The organism is Blastopirellula sp. J2-11 (genome assembly GCF_024584705.1).
In the GTDB taxonomy this organism is placed as follows: Bacteria; Planctomycetota; Planctomycetia; order Pirellulales; family Pirellulaceae; genus Blastopirellula.
This window is the reverse complement of the sequence record NZ_CP097384.1, coordinates 3,219,840-3,241,511: the sequence shown is the minus strand read 5'-3', so window position 1 is coordinate 3,241,511 and position 21,672 is coordinate 3,219,840. Positions and strand designations below refer to the sequence as shown.

The following is a 21,672-nucleotide window of genomic DNA, read 5'->3' as shown; positions in this document are numbered from 1 at the left end:
CCGCCCTTGGTGCGGCATGCTCGTTCTGGCCGCGATCTCGACCAGCGATTTCGCCAATACTCGTTTACACTAGAGTAATTCCTGAAGCCGATTGATCGCTATTTTCCGCGCAGAAAGAGGAGTTCATGTCGCGACGTTTTCGATACGCCACGATGATTCTTGGGCTGGCGATCTTGTTCATTCCTCTCATCCTCTCTAGGTCCGCAGCCGCCGCGCAGAAGCCGAATATCGTCCTGATCTTCGCCGACGACCAAGGCTGGAAAGATATCGGCTACCAAGGACGTGGATTTATAGAGACGCCGAACCTGGATCGGTTGGCCGCCGAAAGCATGGTCTTCACTTCCGGATATGCGTCGGCCGGCAACTGCGCGCCCAGTCGCGCCTGCTTGATCTCGGGCAACTACACGCCGCGGCATGACGTCTATGCAGTTTTCAGTACCGAACGAGGGAAGAAGCGGGAGATGCGTCTCACGCCGGTTCCGAACAAAAGTGGTTTGGCGAAACAAAACGTCACAATGGCCGAAGCGCTGCAAGCAGCCGGCTATGTGACTGGACATTTCGGCAAATGGCATCTCGCCGGCCCTGAAGGCGCACTCCCCAGCGAGCAAGGATTTGATGTGACCTTCGACTCGTTTGGGGAAGGGGAGCTGCGGGAAGGTTCTGAAGGAAACCAAAAGGGGCCCACCGAGGATGCGAAAGGCGTGTTTACGCTGACTCGCAAAGCGTGCGAGTTTATCGAAGCGAATCAACATCGTCCGTTCTTCTGTTATCTCGCGCATCATGCGATCCATAGTCCGTTGCAAGGTCGCGCGGAGACGCTGGAAAAATTCCAAGCGAAATCGTCCGGCAAGCATGACCCGAGTCCCATGTACGCCGCATGTACTTATGACATGGATGCGAGCGTCGGCATGTTGCTGGAAAAGCTGGATGAATTGCATCTGACCGAAAATACGCTGCTGGTTTACACCAGCGACAACGGCGCAACGCAATCCGCTTCGCAAGAGCCGCTGCGCGGCGGCAAAGGGGGCTATTACGAAGGAGGAATCCGAGAACCGCTGATTGTGCGCTGGCCCGGCGTCACCCAACCAGGCGGCAAGTCGGATGTGCCGGTGATCAATGTCGATTTCTATCCCACCTTTTTGGAGGCCGCCGGCGCGAAAGTTCCGGCCGGCAAAATTCTTGACGGAGAGTCTTTGCTTCCGCTGCTCTCTGGCGAAGGCCGCTTGAAGCGGACCGGCATCTTCTGGCACTTTCCTGGCTATCTGGATCGTCCGGTGATTCGGGGTCGAGAGCTGGATGTGCGCACCGGATTTCGGTCACGTCCCGTTAGCGTCATCCGCAAGGGAGACTGGAAGCTGCATCTCTTTCACGAAGAGTGGCAACTCGACGGCGGTCGCGAAAACCTGACCGCCAATCACGCCGTGGAACTTTACAATCTGGCCGACGACATCGGCGAGCGTCACGATTTGGCGACGGTCGAGACCGATAAACGAGACGACTTGTTGAACGACCTGCTGGCTTGGCTCCAAGCGTCAGAAGCGAAAATCCCGCTGCCAACGAACCCCAAATTTGCTCCGGTATCCCGAAAAGATGCCGGTAAATAGGGGAAGCGGCGTTCACCTGCCGGAAACTCTGCGATACTGTAGTAGCGATCCCCGCGTCCTATTCGACCGATTTAAGGACGCTGGCTCGCTTTGAAAGACGCTGCAGGCAGTAGTGAAAGTGTCTAGTATTTGCGGATAAGTCGCCCCTCAGGATCCCCCTGCACGGAAGTTGCACGGAATTATTCGACTTGTCGCACCCGGCAGGCGAGCTAGATTTGCTTCGATGGAGGAACCTATGCACTCGACGCCCCCAGCCAGCGACCATACGCGTGAAGCGACAGCGCTACGGCGATTGATCCCACGACTCAAGAAGACATTCGCCGATCGGATCGAACCGAATGAGTGGGAAACCTACACGCGCCGAATCGACGAACACTTCCCTGAATTGTTCCGCCAGCTCTATGCGCTGTATGGCCATCAATATGACTTCTACTTCCATCTCGAAGGGATTCTCACGTCGATCACCGAGATGTGGCTCGATCGACCGTCCGAACTGAAGGCGCTTGATGCGCTGCGCGAGGCCGATCCGCAGTGGTATCAATCGCAGCGGATGACCGGCGCGATGTGCTATGTCGATTTGTTCGCCGAAAACCTGCAAGGCGTCCGCGACAACATTCCCTATCTGACCGAGATGGGGATCACCTATCTACATCTCATGCCGGTTTTTCGTTCGCCCAAAGGGGATAACGATGGCGGTTATGCGGTCAGCAGCTATCGCGAAGTGAATCCGGCGCTCGGTAATATGGAAGAGCTGGCCGATCTCGCCTCCGAATTGCGGCATCGTGGGATCTCGCTTTGTCTCGACTTCGTTCTCAATCACACTTCGGACGAACACGAATGGGCCCGCAAGGCGCTGCTCGGCGATCTAGAGTGCCAGGAATACTATCGCATGTATCCTGATCGCTCGATGCCGGAAGCGTTCGAGAAAAGCATGGGCGCCATCTTTCCAGAAGAGCACCCCGGCGCGTTTACCTATCGCAGTCAATTGCGGAAATGGATCTGGACGACGTTCCATAATTATCAGTGGGACCTGAACTACGAGAATCCAGCCCTCTTTAATCGCATGATCGAAGAGGCCCTGTTTCTGGCCAATCAGGGGGTCGAAATCTTGCGCATGGACGCTGTCGCGTTTCTCTGGAAGCGTCTCGGCACGACCTGCCAAAACTTGCCTGAGGCGCACTCGATCTTGCGCGCCATGAACGCCGCCGTCCGGATCGCGGCGCCGGCGATGGTGTTTAAATCGGAAGCGATCGTCCATCCCGACGACGTTCGCTCGTACATCAGCGAAAAAGAATGCCAGCTCTCGTACAATCCGCAACTGATGGCGCTCCTGTGGAATTCGCTCGCGACGCGTGAGACCCGCACGCTGCGTGATGCGCTCGAAAAGCGATTTCGCATTGATCCCGGTTGCGAGTGGGTGAACTACGTTCGCTGCCATGACGATATCGGCTGGGCGTTTTCCAACGAAGATGTCGAGGGCGCCGGCTTCGACGCCAACTCGCACCGCCGGTTTCTGACTGACTTCTATTGCGGCAAGTTTGAAGGCTCCTTTGCTCGCGGTTTGCCGTTTCAGGAAGATCCCATCACCGGCGACGCCCGCGTCTCTGGCACCTGTGCTTCATTGGCAGGCCTCGAAAAAGCGATTGCGGAAAAAAGCGACGAAGAGATCGACCTGGCGATCAAGCGAATCCACCTGTTGCACGGCGTGATCATGACGATCGGCGGAATTCCGTTGATCTATCTGGGAGACGGCATCGCGTCGCTCAACGATTACGCATACGAACAAGATGTCGACAAGCTGGGCGACACGCGGTGGGTTCATCGCGGTAAGTTCGATTGGGAGCGGGCCAAAGAGCGGCACGATCCCGAATCGATCGTGGGCCGCGTCTACGAAGATATCTTGCGATTGGTCCATCTCCGGGGACAAACGCGGGCCTTAAACCGCGCCCAAACCGAGTTTGTCGACGCCGGCAACATTCATGTGCTCGGCTACTTCCGTAACGCCGTCGATTCCTCCGTGCTGGTTTTGGCGAACTTCTCTGAAGAAGAGCAGCATATCGAAGGCCGCCATCTGCGAATGCTCGGCCTGCGAAAAACGGTCATCGACATCCTCTCGGGACAAACCGTCACCGCAACGCACGAGCTGAAGATGGGGCCCTATCAAATGTTAGTCCTCATGCGCCCCAGCTAAGTCCAGCCCAGGATCGATCCTGCAGCTTCGGAACCGTTATCTTTGTAGCCCGCAGCGCAAGTTTTGAAGCTCTGCGCTATCTAGAACCGATGGAACTAGTGTTGCGTCACGCGACAATTTTCAGGCGTCATGTTCTTATTAGCCGTAGTGCGTTAGCACCGGTTTCTGATGGGAACTCATTTGCGAAAGACACTTGGTGACAGAAACCGCGGCTAACGCCGTGCGGCTGATTTCGTGGAAGCCGAAAATAGCGGTTTGACACAACACTAGCCCGCTGCGCCAGCGAGGGAATGCGGCCGGACCGTACCCCATTTTTTTCTACGCCTAGCGCCATGCTCTTACGCATCTTCGAAAAAGTGCATCCCTTTCCTAACTGCCCACAGCTTGCCGAACTGACAGGACCGTTGGACCGGACCGCCGCAAAATTTGACGTCGAACCTCCCATCTTACCTGGACATTAATTTGCGTAGTTTGAGAGCCAACTGAACGCCTAGTCCGGACTGGACAGAACGTTGGACTGGACAGGACCGATGCTATTTTTTCGGAGTCCAACGATCAATTCATTCGTCATTCTGGCCTCGACATTCTCCAAGCGCGCACCGCGAGCGCCTGGCAAACCTATCGCCGATCAATCATTTTCCGCCTAGGGCCGCATCGCCGCACGAACCATTTTCGAGCCCGCGCAGCATTTCAACCGACCAACCTCTCCCGAAGTTGACGATCCCAACAACCGCTCGCAGACCCCAGACCAACAGCCCGCTCCGCGCACGAAAAGATGTGAATCTATTCTAAGAAAAGTGCAAGACTTTATCAAGGTCAAAAACAACCGCAGCAAGCCCTGGAACGTTGCGTTCAGACGCAACAGAACCGCCCCAATTCCCGCGGCCTCGATTCGCCAACTGCATTCATGCCGCGCGATACGCGTTGACTCCAAAACCGGCCCGATCGCCGACTCCGTTGCATGCGATTGTTAGGCCTGGTTGTCCAGCAATTGGTTCGCAAGCTCATTACAGACAAAAAGTTTACTGCCGATCGGTACCTCTTCCTTCGCGATGTTGAGGATGCTTATGGTGACACGCCAGCGTCGATCCAGGGGAACTGACGGGTCGGGAATGTTGAAATGTGAGTGGTTGAACTGCGCTACGGCTTCGAACTCGGTTCCATCTGGGCGCTGGATTGTGACAGTTTCCTTTGACGGTTTCCAATCATGATTGGGTACTGAAAAGTCGGGTGCGACGATAAGGCCGAGACGGTCGATCATGAAGACGTCGTCAACGGTCAGCAGCTCGGACTTATTCATTGCTCAAAGGTCTAACGGTACCGATCAGCCGGCGGCGACGGTTGATCATCTACTTTCAAAAAAGCCCAACTTCGCCGCTCGGTTGCATCGGATGGTTACGCCATTCTAGATGAGTCAACCGCGTTGGGCATCCAGCTCACGCAATAGAAAAGCATCGAATGCTAGATGGGACTCTTCCACGCCGTCATCGCCCCGGTAAGAAGCAATCCTATTGACGCCTGTGCTGGCATTCCAAGCGCTAGGCGATGATCGCTGCGGGGGATCTAAAGTGCCGCAATCACAGGGTTTGCGGCACTTGTATTCGCGATTTCCGGTAGTTACTGTAAGACCGGCTTGAGCCCCGAGTTGCGATTTTTTTCGCCCCCCAAACCTTCCAAGTACCGGCAGAAATGAAAAAACTTACCTACCTACTGAGCGCCTTTGTGCTGATCGGAATGGTCCTCGTTTCGACTGTGAATGCTCAGAAATGCCTGCTCCCCGACTTCGAAATAAAATTGCTGGCCGAAGTCCCCGAAATTGAACATCCGTCGGTCGTCACCTGCGATGACCAGGGAAATTTGTTCGTCGGTCTCGACCCGATGGACATGCGGGGGCCGACGACCAAAGAGTTCGATCGGATCGTGCGGTTTGAGATGGACGCCGCTGGCCAGCCGACGCGCAAGACGGTCTTTTGCGAAGGTTTGGCCGCCGTGTTTGGCATGATCTGGCACGATGGAGCGCTCTATGTTTTGCACGCGCCGCACTATTCGGTCTTTCGAGATACCGATGGTGACGGGGTCGCCGACGAACGCAAAGAACTGGCCGATGGCTTTGGTCCGCCGGCCGGCGTTTACGGTTTTAATGATCATATCGTGACCGGCACGCACTTGGGGATGGATGGTCGCGTCTATATCAGCGTTGGCGACAAAGGAATCCCGAAAGCGGTCGGCGCCGATGGCTCGACCATTACGCTGGAAGGAGGCGGCATCGCGCGTATGAAACTGGATGGGACCGAGCTGGAGATCGTCTCTTCCGGAACGCGCAACCATTTGGACGTGGCGATGGACTCGCTCGACAATATGTTCACCTATGACAATACCGACGACGGTGTCGGTTGGTGGACCCGCTTCACGCATCATGTGCCGTCTGGCTACTTTGGCTATCCGTACGACTATCACCCCCATCCCGAACGTCACTTGCCGCGTATCTCAGAGCATGGAGGTGGTTCGCCGGTTGGCGCCGACGCCTATCGAGAAGCGGCCTGGCCGGCCGATCTGGTCGATGTTCCTTTCATGTGCGAATGGGGCAAACAAAAAGTGCAGCTCTTTCGCATGACCAAAGATGGCGCTACCTTCCAGTCGCAGATGGAAGACTTTTTGGTCGCCGACGACAGCGGCGAACCCTTTCGCCCGCAAGACATTTGCTTTAGCCCTAACGGCAAGCATATGTATGTCGCCGACTGGAACTACAACGGCTGGGTCAACAAGCAAGTCAAAGGCCGACTCTTCCGCGTCACCTACACCGGCGATCAACCGGCGGTCGCGAAAGAACCGCCGCGGGCGCCTTTCCAAGCGGCGACCGTTGATCAATGGATCGCATCGCTCGCGCATCCTGCGCACGCCGAGCGAATGCGGGCCGAGTTCGCAATCGCCAAGTCGGCCGCAGCGGTGAAAAAAGCGAATCAACTGCTGAGCGATGCAGACGCTGCTCCGCTGGCCAAGATTCATGCGATTTGGGCCGGCTCGGTCCACCACGAGAGTGATGCGATTCCGGCGAGTAAAAAGGTCGATTCGATCGGCGTTTGGATTGCGGCATTGAATGACGCCAACGCCGATGTTCGCGCCCAAGCCGCCAAAGCGTTGGGACTGCATCGCAGCCAGCAGGCGATTGATTCGCTTGCCCAGCGACTTCAGTCGGACGACGATGCGACGGTTCGGTTACATAGCGCCGTCGCTCTGGGGCGGATTGGTGACATGCTGGCCGTGCAAAAATGGCGTAACGTCGATAGCGGTGAGCCCGGCGTCGTGCGGGCCCGCGAAGACGAAAAGCATTATGTGCCGCCGTCGCAGGGGGACCGCGATTTGGCCCAAGTGCTGTGGCCGGCGCTGGCCGATAAAGACCCAACGGTTCGTCACTGCGTGATGCAGGCCCTACGTCAGATCAACAATTGGCAAGACGCCGCGCACTATTTGCAGGACGAGAAGACTGCCGCCGCCACACTGGTGACGTTGACCGGCGTTTATGACCTTGCGGCGATCGACGTGTTGCGACAGTACGCTTTGAATGGCTCGAAGCCCGCCGAACAGGCGCAAGCGATCGTCGCACTCAAAGAAGTTTACATGCAGGCTCCTCCCTACGAAAAAGGTTGGTGGGGAACGCAACCGGCCCGAGGAAAACCGGCTCGTAGTAAAACGATCGCCTGGTCGGGGACTGATCCGGTCGCGGCGACCTTGCGTGACGTGCTGAACTCCACCGCGCCCAGCGAAGTGCGACTTGCGGCAATCCATGCTTTGGAAGATGTGCAGGATGATCGCTGCACGGCGCTGCTGCGTGAAATCGCAGCGGCCGGCAAGTCGGCGGAAGAGTCGACCGCAGCGATCATCGCGCTAGGGCAGTTGAAAGATCGCGAATCGGCGACGTTGTTCGCGTCGCTCGCCGCCAACGAACGGTTGGCGGATGCGACTCGGCGGGAAGCGATTAAAGGTCTGGCGGTACTTGGTTCGGCTTCCGCAATCGATCAGCTATTGGCGATAACGGCGGCCGATCAAAGTTCGCCGCAGCTGAAGATCGTCGCTCTTGAAACTTTGAGCACGCTCAAAAGCGAGAAGTCGATCGATCCGGTGCGCAAGCTGCTCTCGGACGGCAATCCGGCGATTCGCGTTGCGGCGATCCAAGCGCTGGGCGAAATCCAAGGAGAAAAAGCGGTCTCCGCTTTGATCCAGTCGCTGGAAGATGAGAACGTCGATGTCCGCAAAGCGGCTTTGGCGACGCTCGCGTTGTTAAAATCGAGCGAAGCGATTCCGGCGATGCTTGCGGCGGCTGACGACGCCGAGACTCAATTTGACGCTCAGCTGGCGCTGTCCGCCGTGCCGGATCGTCGTGCTTTGCCGCAATACCTAAGTGCGGTCACGAGCGCCAATCAAGAGTTGCGCAAAGCGACCATGAACGCGCTGCTTGCGTTGCGTGAAACAGTACGTGACGATATTGTGGCTTTGAATCAGAGCGGCGAGTTGGCCAATCGTGCTCGCGGACCATTGCAAAGCGTCTTCGAAACGCCGGTTCCTGTGAAAGAGTGGCAATTGATTGGCCCTTTTCCAAAAGCTGGCGATGACAACCAGCCGCCGGCGTTTGCGTTCCAGGATGCGCCAAATGCGGAACAGTTGATCCACGTTGGTACGCGCAGTTTGCAATGGCAAATGATCAAGACCGACGACAAAGATGGCCGCGTTTCGCCGGCCAATTATCTCCAGGGATCACGGCAGAGCGTTTGGTGCTACGCCTATACCCCCGTGGTTCGCGATTCGGCCGGATCGGCGACGTTGCAGGTCGGCAGCGATGATCAGTTGACCATTTGGGTCAACGGCAAGCAGGTTTACGAGTTCGACCGCAATAGCGGTTGGTCGAAAGACCGCGATTCGTTGAGCGTCGACTTCAACGCCGGCGTCAATCATGTCTGGTTACGTTGCGGCAATGACGGCGGACCTTGGGATTTTTCGTTAGCGACGAGCCAGCGTGATCCGAAACTCGCGTTTCTTTACCAAGATGTGCCGGAGAAACTCGACATCGCATCGTTCCGCAACTTCGCCGGCGCTCATTCTGGCGACGCCGCAAGAGGCAAGAAGTTCTTCGAGAACACGCAAGGCGCCGCCTGCGTCAAATGTCACTCAGTCAGCGGCGTCGGCGGCAAAGTGGGCCCTGACCTGGTCGGGATTGGGACCAAGTATCCGCGTGAAGAGTTGATTCGTTCTATTTTGGAACCCTCGCTGCGGATCGCCAACGGCTACGATACCGGCGTGGTGATGACGGTCGACGGAACGGTTCTTACCGGCGTTTTGAAACTGGAAAGTCCCGAAGCGGTTGAATTGGTGACCGCCGAAGGGAAGACGGTTCGGATCGCGGATGAGGATATCGATGATTTCAAACGGAGCCCGTTGTCTTCGATGCCCAACGGCATTCAAGAAGGGATGCAGTTGCAAGACTTTGCCGACATCGTCGCCTATTTGGAAAGTCTGAAGATTGCCGAGAAGCCATAGTTGAGCGGCGATCTTTTACCAATTTCTGTTGGGGCGCGGCTTACGCTCCATCAGAGGAGCTCGGACCAACGCGTGAGATAAACCCCCAACTCGCGCCACGTGATCACGCCGGCGATGTCGTCGACCCGATCCGAGTCCGCCTGAGAGAAAACCACCGCGCAACTCGCATCGGCCTGTTGCATCTCGCGCATCGCTTCGACCAAGGGGGTCTTTGGTCCCAGTTGCACGAACGTCTCGGGATTGTCAGACGTAGTCGGTGAGTTGACCTCGCCGGCTCCGAAGGGATGGAACACTCGGACCACTTGTCCCTCTTGCGCCTGAATGGTTACGCCGCTGTAGTGGTCCAAGGGAGCATGCTCTGCAACGACGCGATAGTTTTTTTCCATGACGTCTTCCACATGGCGCGCGTCATCGAGCGCGGCCTGCAGACCTTCCGGCACGATTCGCCCGCGGCGCAACAATTTCAGCGTGTAGATGCTGGCCGGGCAAAGCAGTTTGCGGACCGTACACGCGACAATCGTCGTGACGATGATCGGCATCATCACATTGTTATCGTCGGTCATTTCTTGCAACATCACGGCGGCCGTGATCATCGCTCCGGTCGAAGCTCCCACGCCGGCGGCCATACCGGCCAACGCGAAGGTGACGGGATCGATTTCGACGCCTGGCAGCGTTTGGTTCGCAAAATGCGCGAACGCCGATCCCAGCGTCGCTCCCATGAAGAGCGCCGGCGAAAACACGCCGCCTGAGCCGCCTGAGCCGAGCGTTAAAAAAGTGACGAACAACTTGAGCACGCATAGCAGCAGCAGAAATGCAGGGTTCGTCAATTCACGGGTCAAGACGTCCATGATCGACGCGTACCCGATCCCTTCCAGATAGTAGCGACCGGTCGAGCGCCACATGACATAGAACAAAATGCCTGCGATCAACATGCCCGACGCGTGGCGAACCAGATCGCCGCCGGGCATTTTTTCAAACTGATCCTCGGTCCAGTAGATCCCTTTGATGAACGCGACCGACGCCAAGCCCATCACAACGCCGAACGGGATCAACAACAGCAGCATCCAGGGTGAATTCAATTCAAATTGATTGACCTGCAGCGGCTCGATATTGAAGGCCGGGTAAACGCCCAACAGCGCTCGTCCGATATAGGTTGCCGTGATTGTCGCCAGCGCCACCGGCAAGAGCGTCCGCACATTGATTGAGATCAACAACAGTTCGATTGCAAAAACGACGCCGCCCAAAGGGGCGTTAAAGGTCGCGGCGATTCCGGCCGCCGCGCCGGCAGCGACCAGCGTCACTTGTTGGCGAGCCGGGACATTGATGATTTCGCCGAGCGTCGCGCCAAAGGCGCTGCCGATTTGAATGATCGGACCTTCTCGCCCGACCGATCCGCCGCTGCCGATGCAGATCGCCGACGCGAGCGATTTGATCACGGCGACAATCGGCCGGATGATCCCCCGCTTGTAGTGAATCGCGTCGATCACCTCGGGTACGCCGTGCCCTTTGGCTTCCGGCGCAAAGGTTTTCACCAGCCAAGCGACAATCATTGCGCCGATCACCGGCACGAGAATGATGCCGGCGCCCCAGGGATTCGCGGCGGTGTGCGCGTTGGCGTCGTACGAAAGACTCCACTCTCCCAGAAAAAACAGATTGTGCAGCACGCCGATCAACAGGCGAAACAGCCAGGCGCCAAGTCCGCCAATCGTACCGATTGCCAGCGAGAGAAAGCACATGACGAGCAGATTCACAGGCCGTTGCGGCGTTGGGGTCACGCATTTAACTCCAAGAGAGGCGGAATACTCTAAGGTCTACTCGTCATGATAAGCCGTAAAAATCAGGGAAAACGCCTGGCACAGGCGCCCGCTGGCAATTGCCTCGCCGATTGTATCTGGAAGTTGCTCTGCATATCGCAGTTATAGGGGAAAGAGCGATTAATTGGTTTTCAAGAGGAAAATGACGCGAAAAATCGATCGGCTCGCGCCGCCGAGCATTTTGGAACAAGGTTCACCAATCAAGTCGCCTGATTTACAATGAAACGGGTCGGAATCGATCCCATCGCTCGTTGGCCAGGTCACATTCCGGCAGGCCAGGTAAGCGAACAAGTCTGGTCATTCTGGGACATGATGCCGACAATGGCCGATCTTACCGGGCAAAAGCTGACGGTAAAAACCGACGGGATTTCCTTCTTACCGGCGCTGGTCGAGAACCGCACGATGGAGCATCCTTCGCTCTATTGGGAGTTTCACGAACGCGGCTTTTCGCAAGCGGCGCGCATCGGTGATTGGAAAGCGGTTCGTACCGCCGCCGATAAGCCGCTCGAAATCTTTGATCTCAGCCAAGACATCAGCGAAGCTGACAATGTGGCGGCGGATCAACCAGAACTGGTCCGAAAATTCGCCAACTACTTGGAATCGGCTCGCACTCAATCCGATATCTGGACCGTGAAAGCCAAACGAAGGAACAACTAGGCGTAATCTTCGGCAAATGCCTGATCCACTTCGGTTTGATCGATCGATTCCCCTTCGAGTAATGCGATCAGACTGAGGATCGCGCCGGCGTTTTGACTACTGAAGTAGATCGAGCCGTTTCCCATCTGCAGGTAACTGATTCCTGCGGATAAGATCGCCGTCAGTGAGCCCGGCACGACGGTCCTTTGAAACGAAAAACTGAAAGGCGTCAGCGCATTTCCGGCGAGATCCGTCACTGTGTTGGCGAAACTGATCGTATAGTTCGTATCAGGAAGTGCGCCGTTGATCTCGAAGCTCAACGTTCGCGTCGAACTGTTCCAACGAGCGCCCAGCGGCGACACGGATCCGGTCACATTGCCGGTGATGCTCATCGCCGTCAAGATGTTAGCGAGCGGGGCGAACTCGTTCAGTTGAATCTGGATGGTAAAATCGTTCGCGTTTCCGCTCACGACCAGTCCATTCGATGTCGGCGCCGTCGCAGTTATATGAGGCGCAATCGTATCTCGCGTCAGCGTCAGCGACCGGGTGATCGTTTGACCAAACGAGTCTTTCGCTTTCACGATCACCTCGTGCGTTCCTTCGGTCAGCAGCGCGTCGTATCGATAGTTGGCGCCGTTTTCGTACTCGCCGGCGACTACCTGGCCATCGATAATTCCATCGCCGTTGACATCCAACGTGATGATCGATCCTGGCGTCGCGACTCCGGATAGATGGACGATCGAGTTAGACGTAACGCCGTCTCCGGGAATGCCGGTATCCGACGCCGGATCCAGCTGCAGCGTCAGGTAAATCGGATTGAGACGCGTAGCGGTGAAAATATTATCCAACGCCAGCTGCATATCGTCTTCGGTCATTTTACCATCGACGTTGATGTCGGATTCGGGCCGGTAAAAGTTGAAATCGGGTAAGAGGTCGGCGCCCGCGATCCTTTCCATAATGGAGACGACTTGAAGCACTCCTACCGATCGACTGCCGTAGGAATCTCCCGGCAAAAAGGCTTCGAGGATAAATTGACCGGTCGACAAATTCTGACCCGATACCCAGACCTGATATTCGCCAGGATGAAGATCGACCAAAACCACGCTCTCGGTGTCGCCCGACGGTAAGTCATGCAGGGAAATTCGCGTCGGAACGGGCAGGCCGAAGGAGTTGAGAATGCGGATAGCTCCTGGATCGAGTGAGCTGCCCGCTACGGGGCTTAACTTCCAACCCAGCAAAATAGAGCCGGCCGTCAGGTCGAAATCCTCCGGCGTAATCGAAATCGAGAAGGACTTCGCTTGACCCGGATACTGAATTCTTCCGGGGAAATGGGCAAAGACGTTTTGCGATCCCGTGTCGGCGGTCGTCAAATAGATCGGCTCTAAGATGACGTTTTCGTTGCCAGCGAACGCTTCGTGTCCCAGTAAAAGGTTCACTTTGCCAGAGTCGAATTCATAGGTGACGTTTGTCAGCGAGTCGACATAGGCGTCGCCGTTGATATTGAGGTCGTTGCTGACGCCGCCGGGAGACAGTCCCAGATCGTGGTCGAGCAGCTGTCCCCAAAAGACGAAGAACCCGGTGGTTCCGGCCGCACTCGGTATCGACGCCGACTGAGCAATTACCCTGTTACTGATCTCCCGCGTGCTGGGGCGATCGGCGCCGGCCGGCGAAAAGTAGCCATCTCCATACGAAACGGTGAAATCGGTCGCAAGATTGTCGTTCGCCGCGCCGGCCGTGGGGTCGATCAAATTGTTTCCGTGCCCATCGATTGCTCGGTAGTCGGTTGAGACTTCATCGGCCAGGCGATAGGGCGCCGCCGGCGCTGCGCCGGCCGAGCCCGCCAAAAAGACGTTCTCGGGCAAACCGGTGATCGGAGTGTTTCGCTCAATCAGCGAAGCGAGCGTCGTTCCTTGAATGAGCATCATTTCGTCGGCGGTAAACTGACCGTTTTCATAAAAATAGCGATCGCCGTCCCGGGTTCTAGCGAACTGGTCTGCGATGATCTGCTGGAACAGAACGCCAACTTGAGCGCCGGGGACGTGATCTTCTGCAATACCACCGACCCAAATATCGACCAGATCGACGTCACCATAGGCCGCTTCCAGCGCCGCCGCGACGGCGGGATCAGAAGAGATCTCACTGAAGGAACTAACAGCGGACAAGCCAAAATCGAGTCGAGCCTGGTTGTAGCTGGGCAATCCCAAGTCACGTCCGCGCTGGATATTGATCGCGGCTAAATCTAGCCCCCCAGATCCAGGCGGGCCAAACAGAAAGTTACGCACGTCGTCAATTACGAACGCGTCAATCTCTTCCGACACGCTCACCGAGAGCCCGCGCAGATAAGGTTCGATGCCGTCGTCATAGATCGCTTGCGGATTGAAGAAGGCGTTTTTCAAGTCTAGCGATCCGCCGGGAAGCGAAACCATGTTCTCATCGAGGCGCAGAATTTCGGTATACAGTTGCGTATGACCTACGCGATAGGCGGCTGCGGCGAACAAAGCGCTTTCGGCGGGATCGACGGTTTCGTCGTATCCGCTGTAAGCTGGCAGCGCATCGCCGCCCACCAGGATCGGCAGGTACTCGTCGTAGGTGATATGTTGCACGATTCCGTTCACCAATCGCCGCGCTTGCTGATAGATTTGCTCATCCGTGAAGGTCGGGTTCTCGGCTTTAATCTGATCCGCCAGGCGGTTGTGTTCTCGCACTAACAACGTGTGCAGTGAAGTCAGCGCCACATTTTCGTTCGCCCGCACATCGCCGCCAACAAACAAAGTCGAGGGATCATAGGGTCCTTCGTTATCGTTGGCGTGCATTCCATTCGGAAACGTCGCCAGATCGTTGACCGGCATCAGGTCGCCGTCGCTGGTTTTCAGCTTGCCATCGACGCCGGTTCGCAATTCGGCGGCACGAACATCGTCGCTGCCGTAGACCATGCTGGCGTCAATAAAGCTTGTGATCAGATTGGCGTGCTGAAGCGGATCGCCAAGCTCATCGCCGGTTGTCGCATCAAAGCGAGCGCGGCGCATCGGGATGGTCGCCGTGCCGGTATTGTAAGGATCAAAATATGGATCGCCCGCCGGAACCGGAATGCTAAACGAATCGGTCGGAAGCGCGCTCCAAGGCAACTCAATCCGAAAGAATCCTTGCGCATCGGTCACGACCGTGCGTCCAGCGATCTCGACCGGTACGCCTGCCAGCGGCTCTTCATTTGTGTTGCGTAGTTGTCCTGAAATCCACGTGCTGGCCCCAGGCTCACCAAGCTCGGTCGCATCGGAACCTAAAACGGAACTTAGATCAGCGAACATCGTTCGCGGTTCGAGCATTTCATATCGATAGGTAGGTGTCGATTCCCATCGTGATCGATCTCGGGGTGACCTTCGCATACAACTACGCCTTCAAGTCGTCTCAAGAGTGGGCAATCAAAGGTTGGATCTAGCGCAAGCAAGGCAAATACGTCGCGGCCAGCAGAAATTACCGCTGCTGGAAACAGATCAGCTTCCGCGGCAAAAAGTAGGATTGGGGGGGGACCTAACACTCGTGATGATATGAACCCCCTCTTTGGCGTGCAAGGGCTTGGCGAGACTTCTACAGAAAATTTACCAAGCATCCCCAGTTTAACGGCCTGAGCCGGCCGGCCCTCTTTGTTTGAGGTCAAGCACAAAGTTGTCGCGACACGCCGTGATCGACAAACAATGGAGAGGCAATCACCGTCCCCAAGAGCAACGCAGACTGGTTTTCGCCGAAGCGGCGGATCGCATGCGATCGTGGTTGTCTATCGTCTACTTGGCGAAGAGCGAACGCAAATCACGGAAACCTTTAATCTCGACCGCGTTACCTGAAGGATCAAAAAAGAACATGGTCCCTTGTTCACCGGGCTCGCCGGCAAAGCGGATGTAGGGGGCGATCACAAAGTCAATTTCAAGCGTTTTCAAACGCTCCGCTAGTTCGGACCAAGCGGCAAGATCAAGCACGACGCCGAAGTGCGGAACCGGTACGCCGTGCCCGTCGACTTCGTTGTAAGCGATCGCAGCATTCGCTTGCTGCTTGTTCCAATGACAGACAAATTGATGTCCGAAGAAATCAAAATCTACCCACGTCTCGGCGCTGCGTCCTTCCTGGCAACCTAAAAGCCCGCCGTAGAATCTTCGCGCCTCCGCCAAATCATGCACTTGAACCGCTAGATGAAATGGCGAAAGCGACTTCGCGCCAGGCGAAGCGTCATCCGTCCCCAGTGCGGCTGGTAGTTTCGGCATTTGGATGATCTGCTTTCGCAAAATGGGGTCTGCCCGCTCGCTTTCAAGTTCATGCGAGGTGAACGCTTGAATCGTACCGACTCGCGAGATCCAATTCGAGATGCGGCTACTTGGTTTCCGCAGATCCCTTTCTCGGCCAGATACGTTGGAGATCTATTCGGTCGTAACGTCTCGACGTGCGCAAAGTCGTCGAATTAGAATAGGAAGGCCAAAACCGGCGGCAATAGAAGACTTTGTTGCGTAATTTCGATGAAGATTATTACGAATTTGGGACTAAGAGCGATTTACCAACGCAAATAACGACAATTTCTAGTTGAATCAAGTTGCTTCGGTAAATTTGTGTTTCAACAAATTTCCGGCAAATTTGCCGGTAATATGCAAAATTGTCGGCGATGCCAAACTATGCTTTACTAAACTCGTCGTCATAATTACCGGAAGGAAACCGGGTACCCAATCGCACGGCCGCGTCGCCCCCTTTTCATTGGATTGCATTCTGGTGACTATTTTGCACGCGACGGCTCGAGCCGCTTTGCTCGTTGCCTTTCTTTCGCCGTTCTCCGTATATGGAGCTGAAGACGCAGCCAAACAGATCGTTGCGACCGATCAAAGTAACGAACTGGCGGCCATTCGAAAGCAGTCAAATTCGTTTGAAACGGCTTTCAATCAAGCCGATTCGGCGGCGCTCGCGGCGCTCTGGACCACCGATGGTCAGTATGTCGACGACTCGGGGCGCAGTTTTTCTGGACGAAAAGAAATTGCAGCCGGCTACGCCGAGCTTTTCGCCAAACATCCCGATGCAAAGATTCAAATCACGATCGATTCGCTTCGTCTGCTGAGTGACGATGCGGCGCTGGAAGAAGGACGAGCGTTGGTCGGCCCCAAGTTGGCCGGCGCCCCCGGCTACAGCACCTATACGGCAGTCCATGTAAAAGTCGATGGAAAATGGTTGATGGCTTCGGTTCGAGATCGCTGGGTCGAAACGCCGACAGCGCATCAGAACGTCGCCGATCTTGAATGGTTGATCGGAAAATGGACCGCGGAAGAATATGGCGTTCGCATCGAATCCGAGTGCCGCTGGGTCTCGAATAAAAGCTTTGTCGAACGTACGTACACGACGACCGCGCCTGGCGGGATGAAATCGTCAGGCGTTCAGTTGATTGGTTGGAATCCGCTCCAAGGCCATGTTCAATCATGGAACTTCAGCGCCGACGGCGGACATGCGATCGGCGTCTGGTCTCCCCAAGAAAATGGCTTTGTGGCCAAGATGCATGGGGTGACCGGCAGCGGAGTTCCTACGATGTCTGTCAACACGTTGACTAAATTGGATGACAACGCCTACACCTGGCAGTCGATGCAACGATCGATTGGCGGCGCTGCGTTGCCTGATACGGACGAAGTCGTAATCAAACGCCAATCGTCCAATCCCTAATTCTCCTCTCACGACCGCCTATCGGATGAATGCCATGATTCGTCAACGACTCACTTGGACCGTAACGTTCGGTTTGATCCTTGCAATTTCCTACTCGCAGTGCTGGGCTCGCGGCGGCTTTGGCGGCGGCGGCCGAGGAGGATTTGGCGGTGGAGGAGGTTTCAGCGGAGGTGCTCGCGGCGGCATGGGGGGCGGCGGGTTCGGAGGAGGCGCTGGTGGATTTGGAGGCGGCGGCGGTTTTAACCGCGGCGCCGGTGGCCTCGGCGGAGGTGGTAACTTCGGCGGACTCGGCGGCGGTGGACTCGATCGCGGCGCCGGTGGTCTCGGCGGTGGGGCCGGGAACTTTGGCGGACTTGGCGGCGCAGGCGGACTCGATCGCGGCGCGGGCAACTTCGGTGGACTAGGTGCAGGCGGACTCGGCGGCGCCGGCGGTTTGAATCGCGGCGCTGGTAACTTTGGCGGACTCGGCGGCGCCGGTTTGGATCGTGGCGCCGGCAACTTTGGCGGCCTGAACGGCAAAGCACCTAGCCGCGGACAATTGAACAACTTTTTGGGGCTGCCTTCGGACGAAGGGCTGCATAACCTGGGCACGAACGTCAACCACAACAGCTGGGACGGCAACAATTTCGATGTGAATCACGGTTCGATTGATGGGCCTCGCGGCGGCGCTGCTGCAGGAACAACCGTCACGGGACCACGGGATAATACGGTTGGACGCGGAGCGGCGGTTGGCCCCAACGGCGGCGCTGTGGCGGGCCGCGGATTTGAAGGCGCCGGCGGAGCCGCTGGCGGACAAGCCATCGGTCGCGGTCCTAATGGCGGCGGCGCTGCAGGCGGAGCGATTCGCGGCCCCAATGGAGGCGCAGCCGCTCGCGGAGCGGTGGTGGGTCCGCATGGCGGCGCCGCAGCGGGATTCGCTCGAGTTTCTCCTTCGGGACGATACAACTGTGCCGTCGCGGTGCGCGGCAACTTCAATCACTGGGGCGTCTATGGTCACGGTTGGTACACGAATCATCCTGGCGCCTGGTTCGCAGCCGGATGGACGGCCGGCTATTGCTGGCGAGCCGCGACCTGGAACTCGCTCGACAGCTGGATGGGTTACTATCCGGTCGCGCCCGTTTACTATGACTATGGCAACACGGTCGTTTACCAAGATGACGGCGTCTACGTGAACGGCCAAAACGCCGGAACTCCGCAGGAGTATTACGATCAGGCCAGTACGTTGGCGACGGATGGGGCTGACGCTTCGGCGTCGAAAGAGGGCGACTGGCTGCCGCTCGGCGTGTTCGCTTTGACCAAGACAGGCGAAACGACTTCGGACGTGACGATCCAACTGGCGATCAACAAGCAGGGAATCATTCGGGGTAACTACACCGATACGAAGACCGACAAGACGCAGGTGATTCAAGGATCAGCGGATAAGAAGACGCAACGCGTCGCTTTTACGGTTGGTGACAATACGACCAACGTGATTGAAACGGGGCTTTACAACTTGACCAAAGACGAAGCTCCCGCCCTCATTCACTTTGGAACCGAGAAGACCGAACAATGGCTGCTCGTGCGGCTGAAGAACCCTGATGACTCTGGCGCCGACTCGGATTCCAACTCCGATTCGGACCCGTTGAGCGAGTAGCGAAGTTTCGCTGCCATTGGATAGCGTTTCGGCGATCTCAATCGAGAACGCCGTTTCGCGTTACTAGCACACTTAACTTTCTCAATCTCTGAGAGTTCCCACGATGAAACTGATTTTGTTTTCGATTCCTTTCCTGTTGCTCGCCGGAACCGCGTCGGCACAACCTGGGTATCCCGGTGGTCCGCCGTATTACGGCAGCTATACCAATACCGCAACGGCCGAACAAGGCGCGCTCAACGGCATGGCGAATTTGACCAGCGCCCGCGGTTCGTACAATTTGCAAACGTCGCAAGCCGCCGTCTATGCGACCCAAGCGCAAAGCAACGAGATTGCGAACCATCAGCAGTACGCGGACACCTACTTCCAAATGCGTGAGACGCGCGACGCCTACGTAGCCAAGAAGAACCCGCGACCGACCGAAGAACAATTGGTCTATCTCGCGCGTTCCAGTGCTCCTAAACCGCTTGCCCCCGATCAAGTCAATGCGGTGAGCGGCGAAGTCCAATGGCCGACGTTGCTGCAATATCCTTCCTTCGAATCCGAGCGAGAAGAGTTGAGCACGTTGCTTGAAAAGAAAGCGACCCACGGCGGACTTGGCTATCAGGATGTGAACACGTTCATCCAGACGGCGGACGAAATGAACGCCAAACTGAAGGGGGGCATTAAAAAGGTCCCGCCGCAGCAATACGTTCAAGCGAGCACTTTTCTGAAGAGCTTGCTTTATGCGACTTGCCAGGTCGACTTGCAGTAATTCCCCGACGCCCACACCTGAGATAGACAAATCATGAACTTTAATATTCCGCGATTTCTGGCGTCGACGGCTTTTGCTGCAGCGCTTGCTTTTTCTGGTTCGGCTTTGGCCGACGCTCCGACCACGGAACAATCGATCGAGGCTCTCTCGTCCACCGACGAGCTCGTACTGATGAAAGCGATTGATCATTTGGGCGCGCTCGGCGACAAAGGCGCCGCCGCTGTCGAGCCGCTGATCGAAAAGCTGAAATCACCTTCGGCCGCCGTTCGAGCCCATGCCGCTCACGCGCTCGGCAAAATTGGTCCCGCTGCGGCGCCTGCCGTCGATACCTTGGTGAAACTGGTCGGCGATCCTGATCCCTTGGTCCGTCGCCAGGCGATTGGCGCGATCCCGGCGACGCATCCCGATCGCCAAAAAGTGATCGGCCTGTTCGTCAAACTCCTGGGCGGTTCGGATGACGCCGTTCGTCTTCGAGTGATGCAAGCCATCGCCGTCGCCGGCAAGCCGGCGGTGCCCGGATTGACGGAAGCGTTGAAAAATGAGAAATCAGCCTTCTGGGCCTGTTTGATTTTGCGAGACATGGGGCCGGAAGCCGGTGACGCCGCTCCGGCGCTGACCGCGCTGCTGGCGGACGCACCGATCGAAACGCGCCGCGAAGCGATTCTGGCGCTGGCCGGCATGCCCGACGCGGCCGAGTCGTCGATTCCCGCGATCGCCAAATGCTTGGACGAAGAATATCTCCGCCTCGCTGCGACTTTCGCGTTAGGGCGGATCGCCAAAATTCCAGCGGATGATCAGGCGAAGATCCTGGCCAACGTGGGCGGCAAAGATCCGGTCTTGAGCCTGGTTAGCGAATGGGCGTTGGCGCGAGCCAATCCCGATAACCAGGAGATGCAAAAGCAGGTCGTTACGCGACTCGCCAACGCGCTCGCTAACGAGGATCCCTGGGTTCGCTCGACCGCTGCGAAAGCGTTGATCGCATTGCAGGCCAAGCCTGAATTGGTCATTGCTGAATTGCACAAATCGTTACCCGGCGCCAAACCCGCGATCCTGGGCGAAGCGATCGAAGTGCTCGCCAGTCTTGGCCCCCCGGCGATCCCACATTTGACGGCGGCGTTGAAGAACAACGAACTGCAACAGTCGGTTGCTGCGATTCTCGGCGACATGGGCGAAGGCGCCGCTCCGGCGGTTCCCGACCTGGTCGCATTGATTGACGATGAGAATCCGCGGACCGCGAACGTGGCGATTTTGGCGCTGGGTGGAATTGGCCCGGCGGCCGCCAAAGGGAGCGTGACGCGACTCATCAAGGCCTTGCAAGAGGGCGAAGGCGCCACGCCGCATGATGCGGCCCTTTCCCTAGGAAAAATGGGACCGGCCGCCGCCGCAGCGGAGCCTGCGTTGCTGAAAATGATGTCGAGCAGCGACGACATTTCTCTCCGCGTCTTGTGCGCCTGGTCTGAGATGAAGATCAGCGGCAAGTCCGACGAGACCGCGGCGAAAGTATTGCCGGAACTGACGGCCGCCTGCAAAGCCGAGCATCCCGTCTCGCGTAAAGGAGCCGCCGAGCTGTTGGGCCAACTTGGTTCAGCCGCCCAACCAGCGGTCCCCGCGCTGCAGGCCCTGTTGAAGGATCAAGACCAAGCCGTGCGTGACTCCGCCGCCCAAGCGTTGGAAGCAATCGGTCAAGACAAATAGTCGAAACGTCTTCGTGACTACCGTCGGTTGAAATTTCTGAAGCCGCCAACCCGAATTGGGTTGGCGGCTTTTTTTGCGTGCTGCTCGCACGATCGTAGCAAGAAACCAACAAGTCATTAGAAGTTGCGATGTAC

The 21,672-nt window shown here is 56.9% G+C and carries 12 protein-coding genes; 8 read left to right on the top strand and 4 right to left on the bottom strand.

The features are described from left to right. The first annotated feature begins 125 nt into the window (after nucleotides 1-125). Together M4951_RS12975 and M4951_RS12970 are read left to right on the top strand one after the other, a co-directional pair. On the top strand, nucleotides 126-1,604 hold the full coding sequence (locus tag M4951_RS12975; RefSeq protein WP_262022077.1) for a sulfatase: 1,479 nt from the start codon (nucleotides 126-128) through the stop codon (nucleotides 1,602-1,604). A 235-nt stretch (nucleotides 1,605-1,839) separates the two neighbouring features. After that, entirely contained in the window at nucleotides 1,840-3,795 is a 1,956-nt protein-coding gene (locus tag M4951_RS12970) for an amylosucrase (protein ID WP_262022076.1), read from the top strand. Nucleotides 3,796-4,765: 970 nt separating this feature from the next. On the opposite strand, the gene M4951_RS12965 is transcribed toward M4951_RS12970, so the two are convergent. Further along, nucleotides 4,766-5,095, bottom strand: a complete 330-nt coding sequence (locus tag M4951_RS12965) for a hypothetical protein (protein ID WP_262022075.1) — start codon at nucleotides 5,093-5,095, stop codon at nucleotides 4,766-4,768. 389 nt (nucleotides 5,096-5,484) lie between these two features. Here M4951_RS12965 and M4951_RS12960 point away from each other — a divergent pair, with 389 nt between their 5' ends. Next, nucleotides 5,485-9,327 (top strand): PVC-type heme-binding CxxCH protein, encoded by a 3,843-nt coding sequence (locus tag M4951_RS12960; RefSeq protein WP_262022074.1) that lies wholly within the window; start codon nucleotides 5,485-5,487, stop codon nucleotides 9,325-9,327. A 50-nt stretch (nucleotides 9,328-9,377) separates the two neighbouring features. Here the strand turns inward: M4951_RS12960 and M4951_RS12955 are convergent, their stop codons facing one another. Then, the gene (locus tag M4951_RS12955; RefSeq protein WP_262022073.1) at nucleotides 9,378-11,102 is read right to left on the bottom strand and encodes a chloride channel protein; all 1,725 of its coding nucleotides are present in this window, start codon (nucleotides 11,100-11,102) and stop codon (nucleotides 9,378-9,380) included. Between the two features lie 258 nt (nucleotides 11,103-11,360). On the opposite strand from M4951_RS12955, the gene M4951_RS12950 reads away from it, so the two are divergent. After that, nucleotides 11,361-11,798 carry a sulfatase/phosphatase domain-containing protein gene (locus M4951_RS12950; protein ID WP_262022072.1) on the top strand — a complete coding sequence of 146 codons (438 nt, stop codon included), beginning with the start codon at nucleotides 11,361-11,363 and terminating at the stop codon, nucleotides 11,796-11,798. On the opposite strand, the gene M4951_RS12945 is transcribed toward M4951_RS12950, so the two are convergent. Together M4951_RS12945 and M4951_RS12940 are read right to left on the bottom strand one after the other, a co-directional pair. Beyond that, the gene (locus M4951_RS12945; RefSeq protein ID WP_262022071.1) at nucleotides 11,795-15,082 is read right to left on the bottom strand and encodes a peroxidase family protein; all 3,288 of its coding nucleotides are present in this window, start codon (nucleotides 15,080-15,082) and stop codon (nucleotides 11,795-11,797) included. The genes M4951_RS12950 and M4951_RS12945 overlap by 4 nt on opposite strands. A gap of 474 nt (nucleotides 15,083-15,556) precedes the next feature. Continuing rightward, on the bottom strand, nucleotides 15,557-16,030 hold the full coding sequence (locus M4951_RS12940) for a VOC family protein (RefSeq protein WP_262022070.1): 474 nt from the start codon (nucleotides 16,028-16,030) through the stop codon (nucleotides 15,557-15,559). A gap of 496 nt (nucleotides 16,031-16,526) precedes the next feature. Here M4951_RS12940 and M4951_RS12935 point away from each other — a divergent pair, with 496 nt between their 5' ends. The 4 genes from M4951_RS12935 (at nucleotide 16,527) to M4951_RS12920 (ending at nucleotide 21,538) form a co-directional block, all read left to right on the top strand. Beyond that, complete coding sequence (locus tag M4951_RS12935; protein WP_262022069.1) at nucleotides 16,527-17,459, top strand: YybH family protein; 933 nt, start codon at nucleotides 16,527-16,529, stop codon at nucleotides 17,457-17,459. 34 nt (nucleotides 17,460-17,493) lie between these two features. After that, nucleotides 17,494-19,092 (top strand): protocadherin, encoded by a 1,599-nt coding sequence (locus M4951_RS12930; protein ID WP_262022068.1) that lies wholly within the window; start codon nucleotides 17,494-17,496, stop codon nucleotides 19,090-19,092. Between the two features lie 103 nt (nucleotides 19,093-19,195). Further along, the gene (locus M4951_RS12925; RefSeq protein ID WP_262022067.1) at nucleotides 19,196-19,843 is read left to right on the top strand and encodes a hypothetical protein; all 648 of its coding nucleotides are present in this window, start codon (nucleotides 19,196-19,198) and stop codon (nucleotides 19,841-19,843) included. Between the two features lie 33 nt (nucleotides 19,844-19,876). Beyond that, nucleotides 19,877-21,538, top strand: a complete 1,662-nt coding sequence (locus M4951_RS12920) for a HEAT repeat domain-containing protein (RefSeq protein WP_262022066.1) — start codon at nucleotides 19,877-19,879, stop codon at nucleotides 21,536-21,538. Nucleotides 21,539-21,672: the final 134 nt, after the last annotated feature.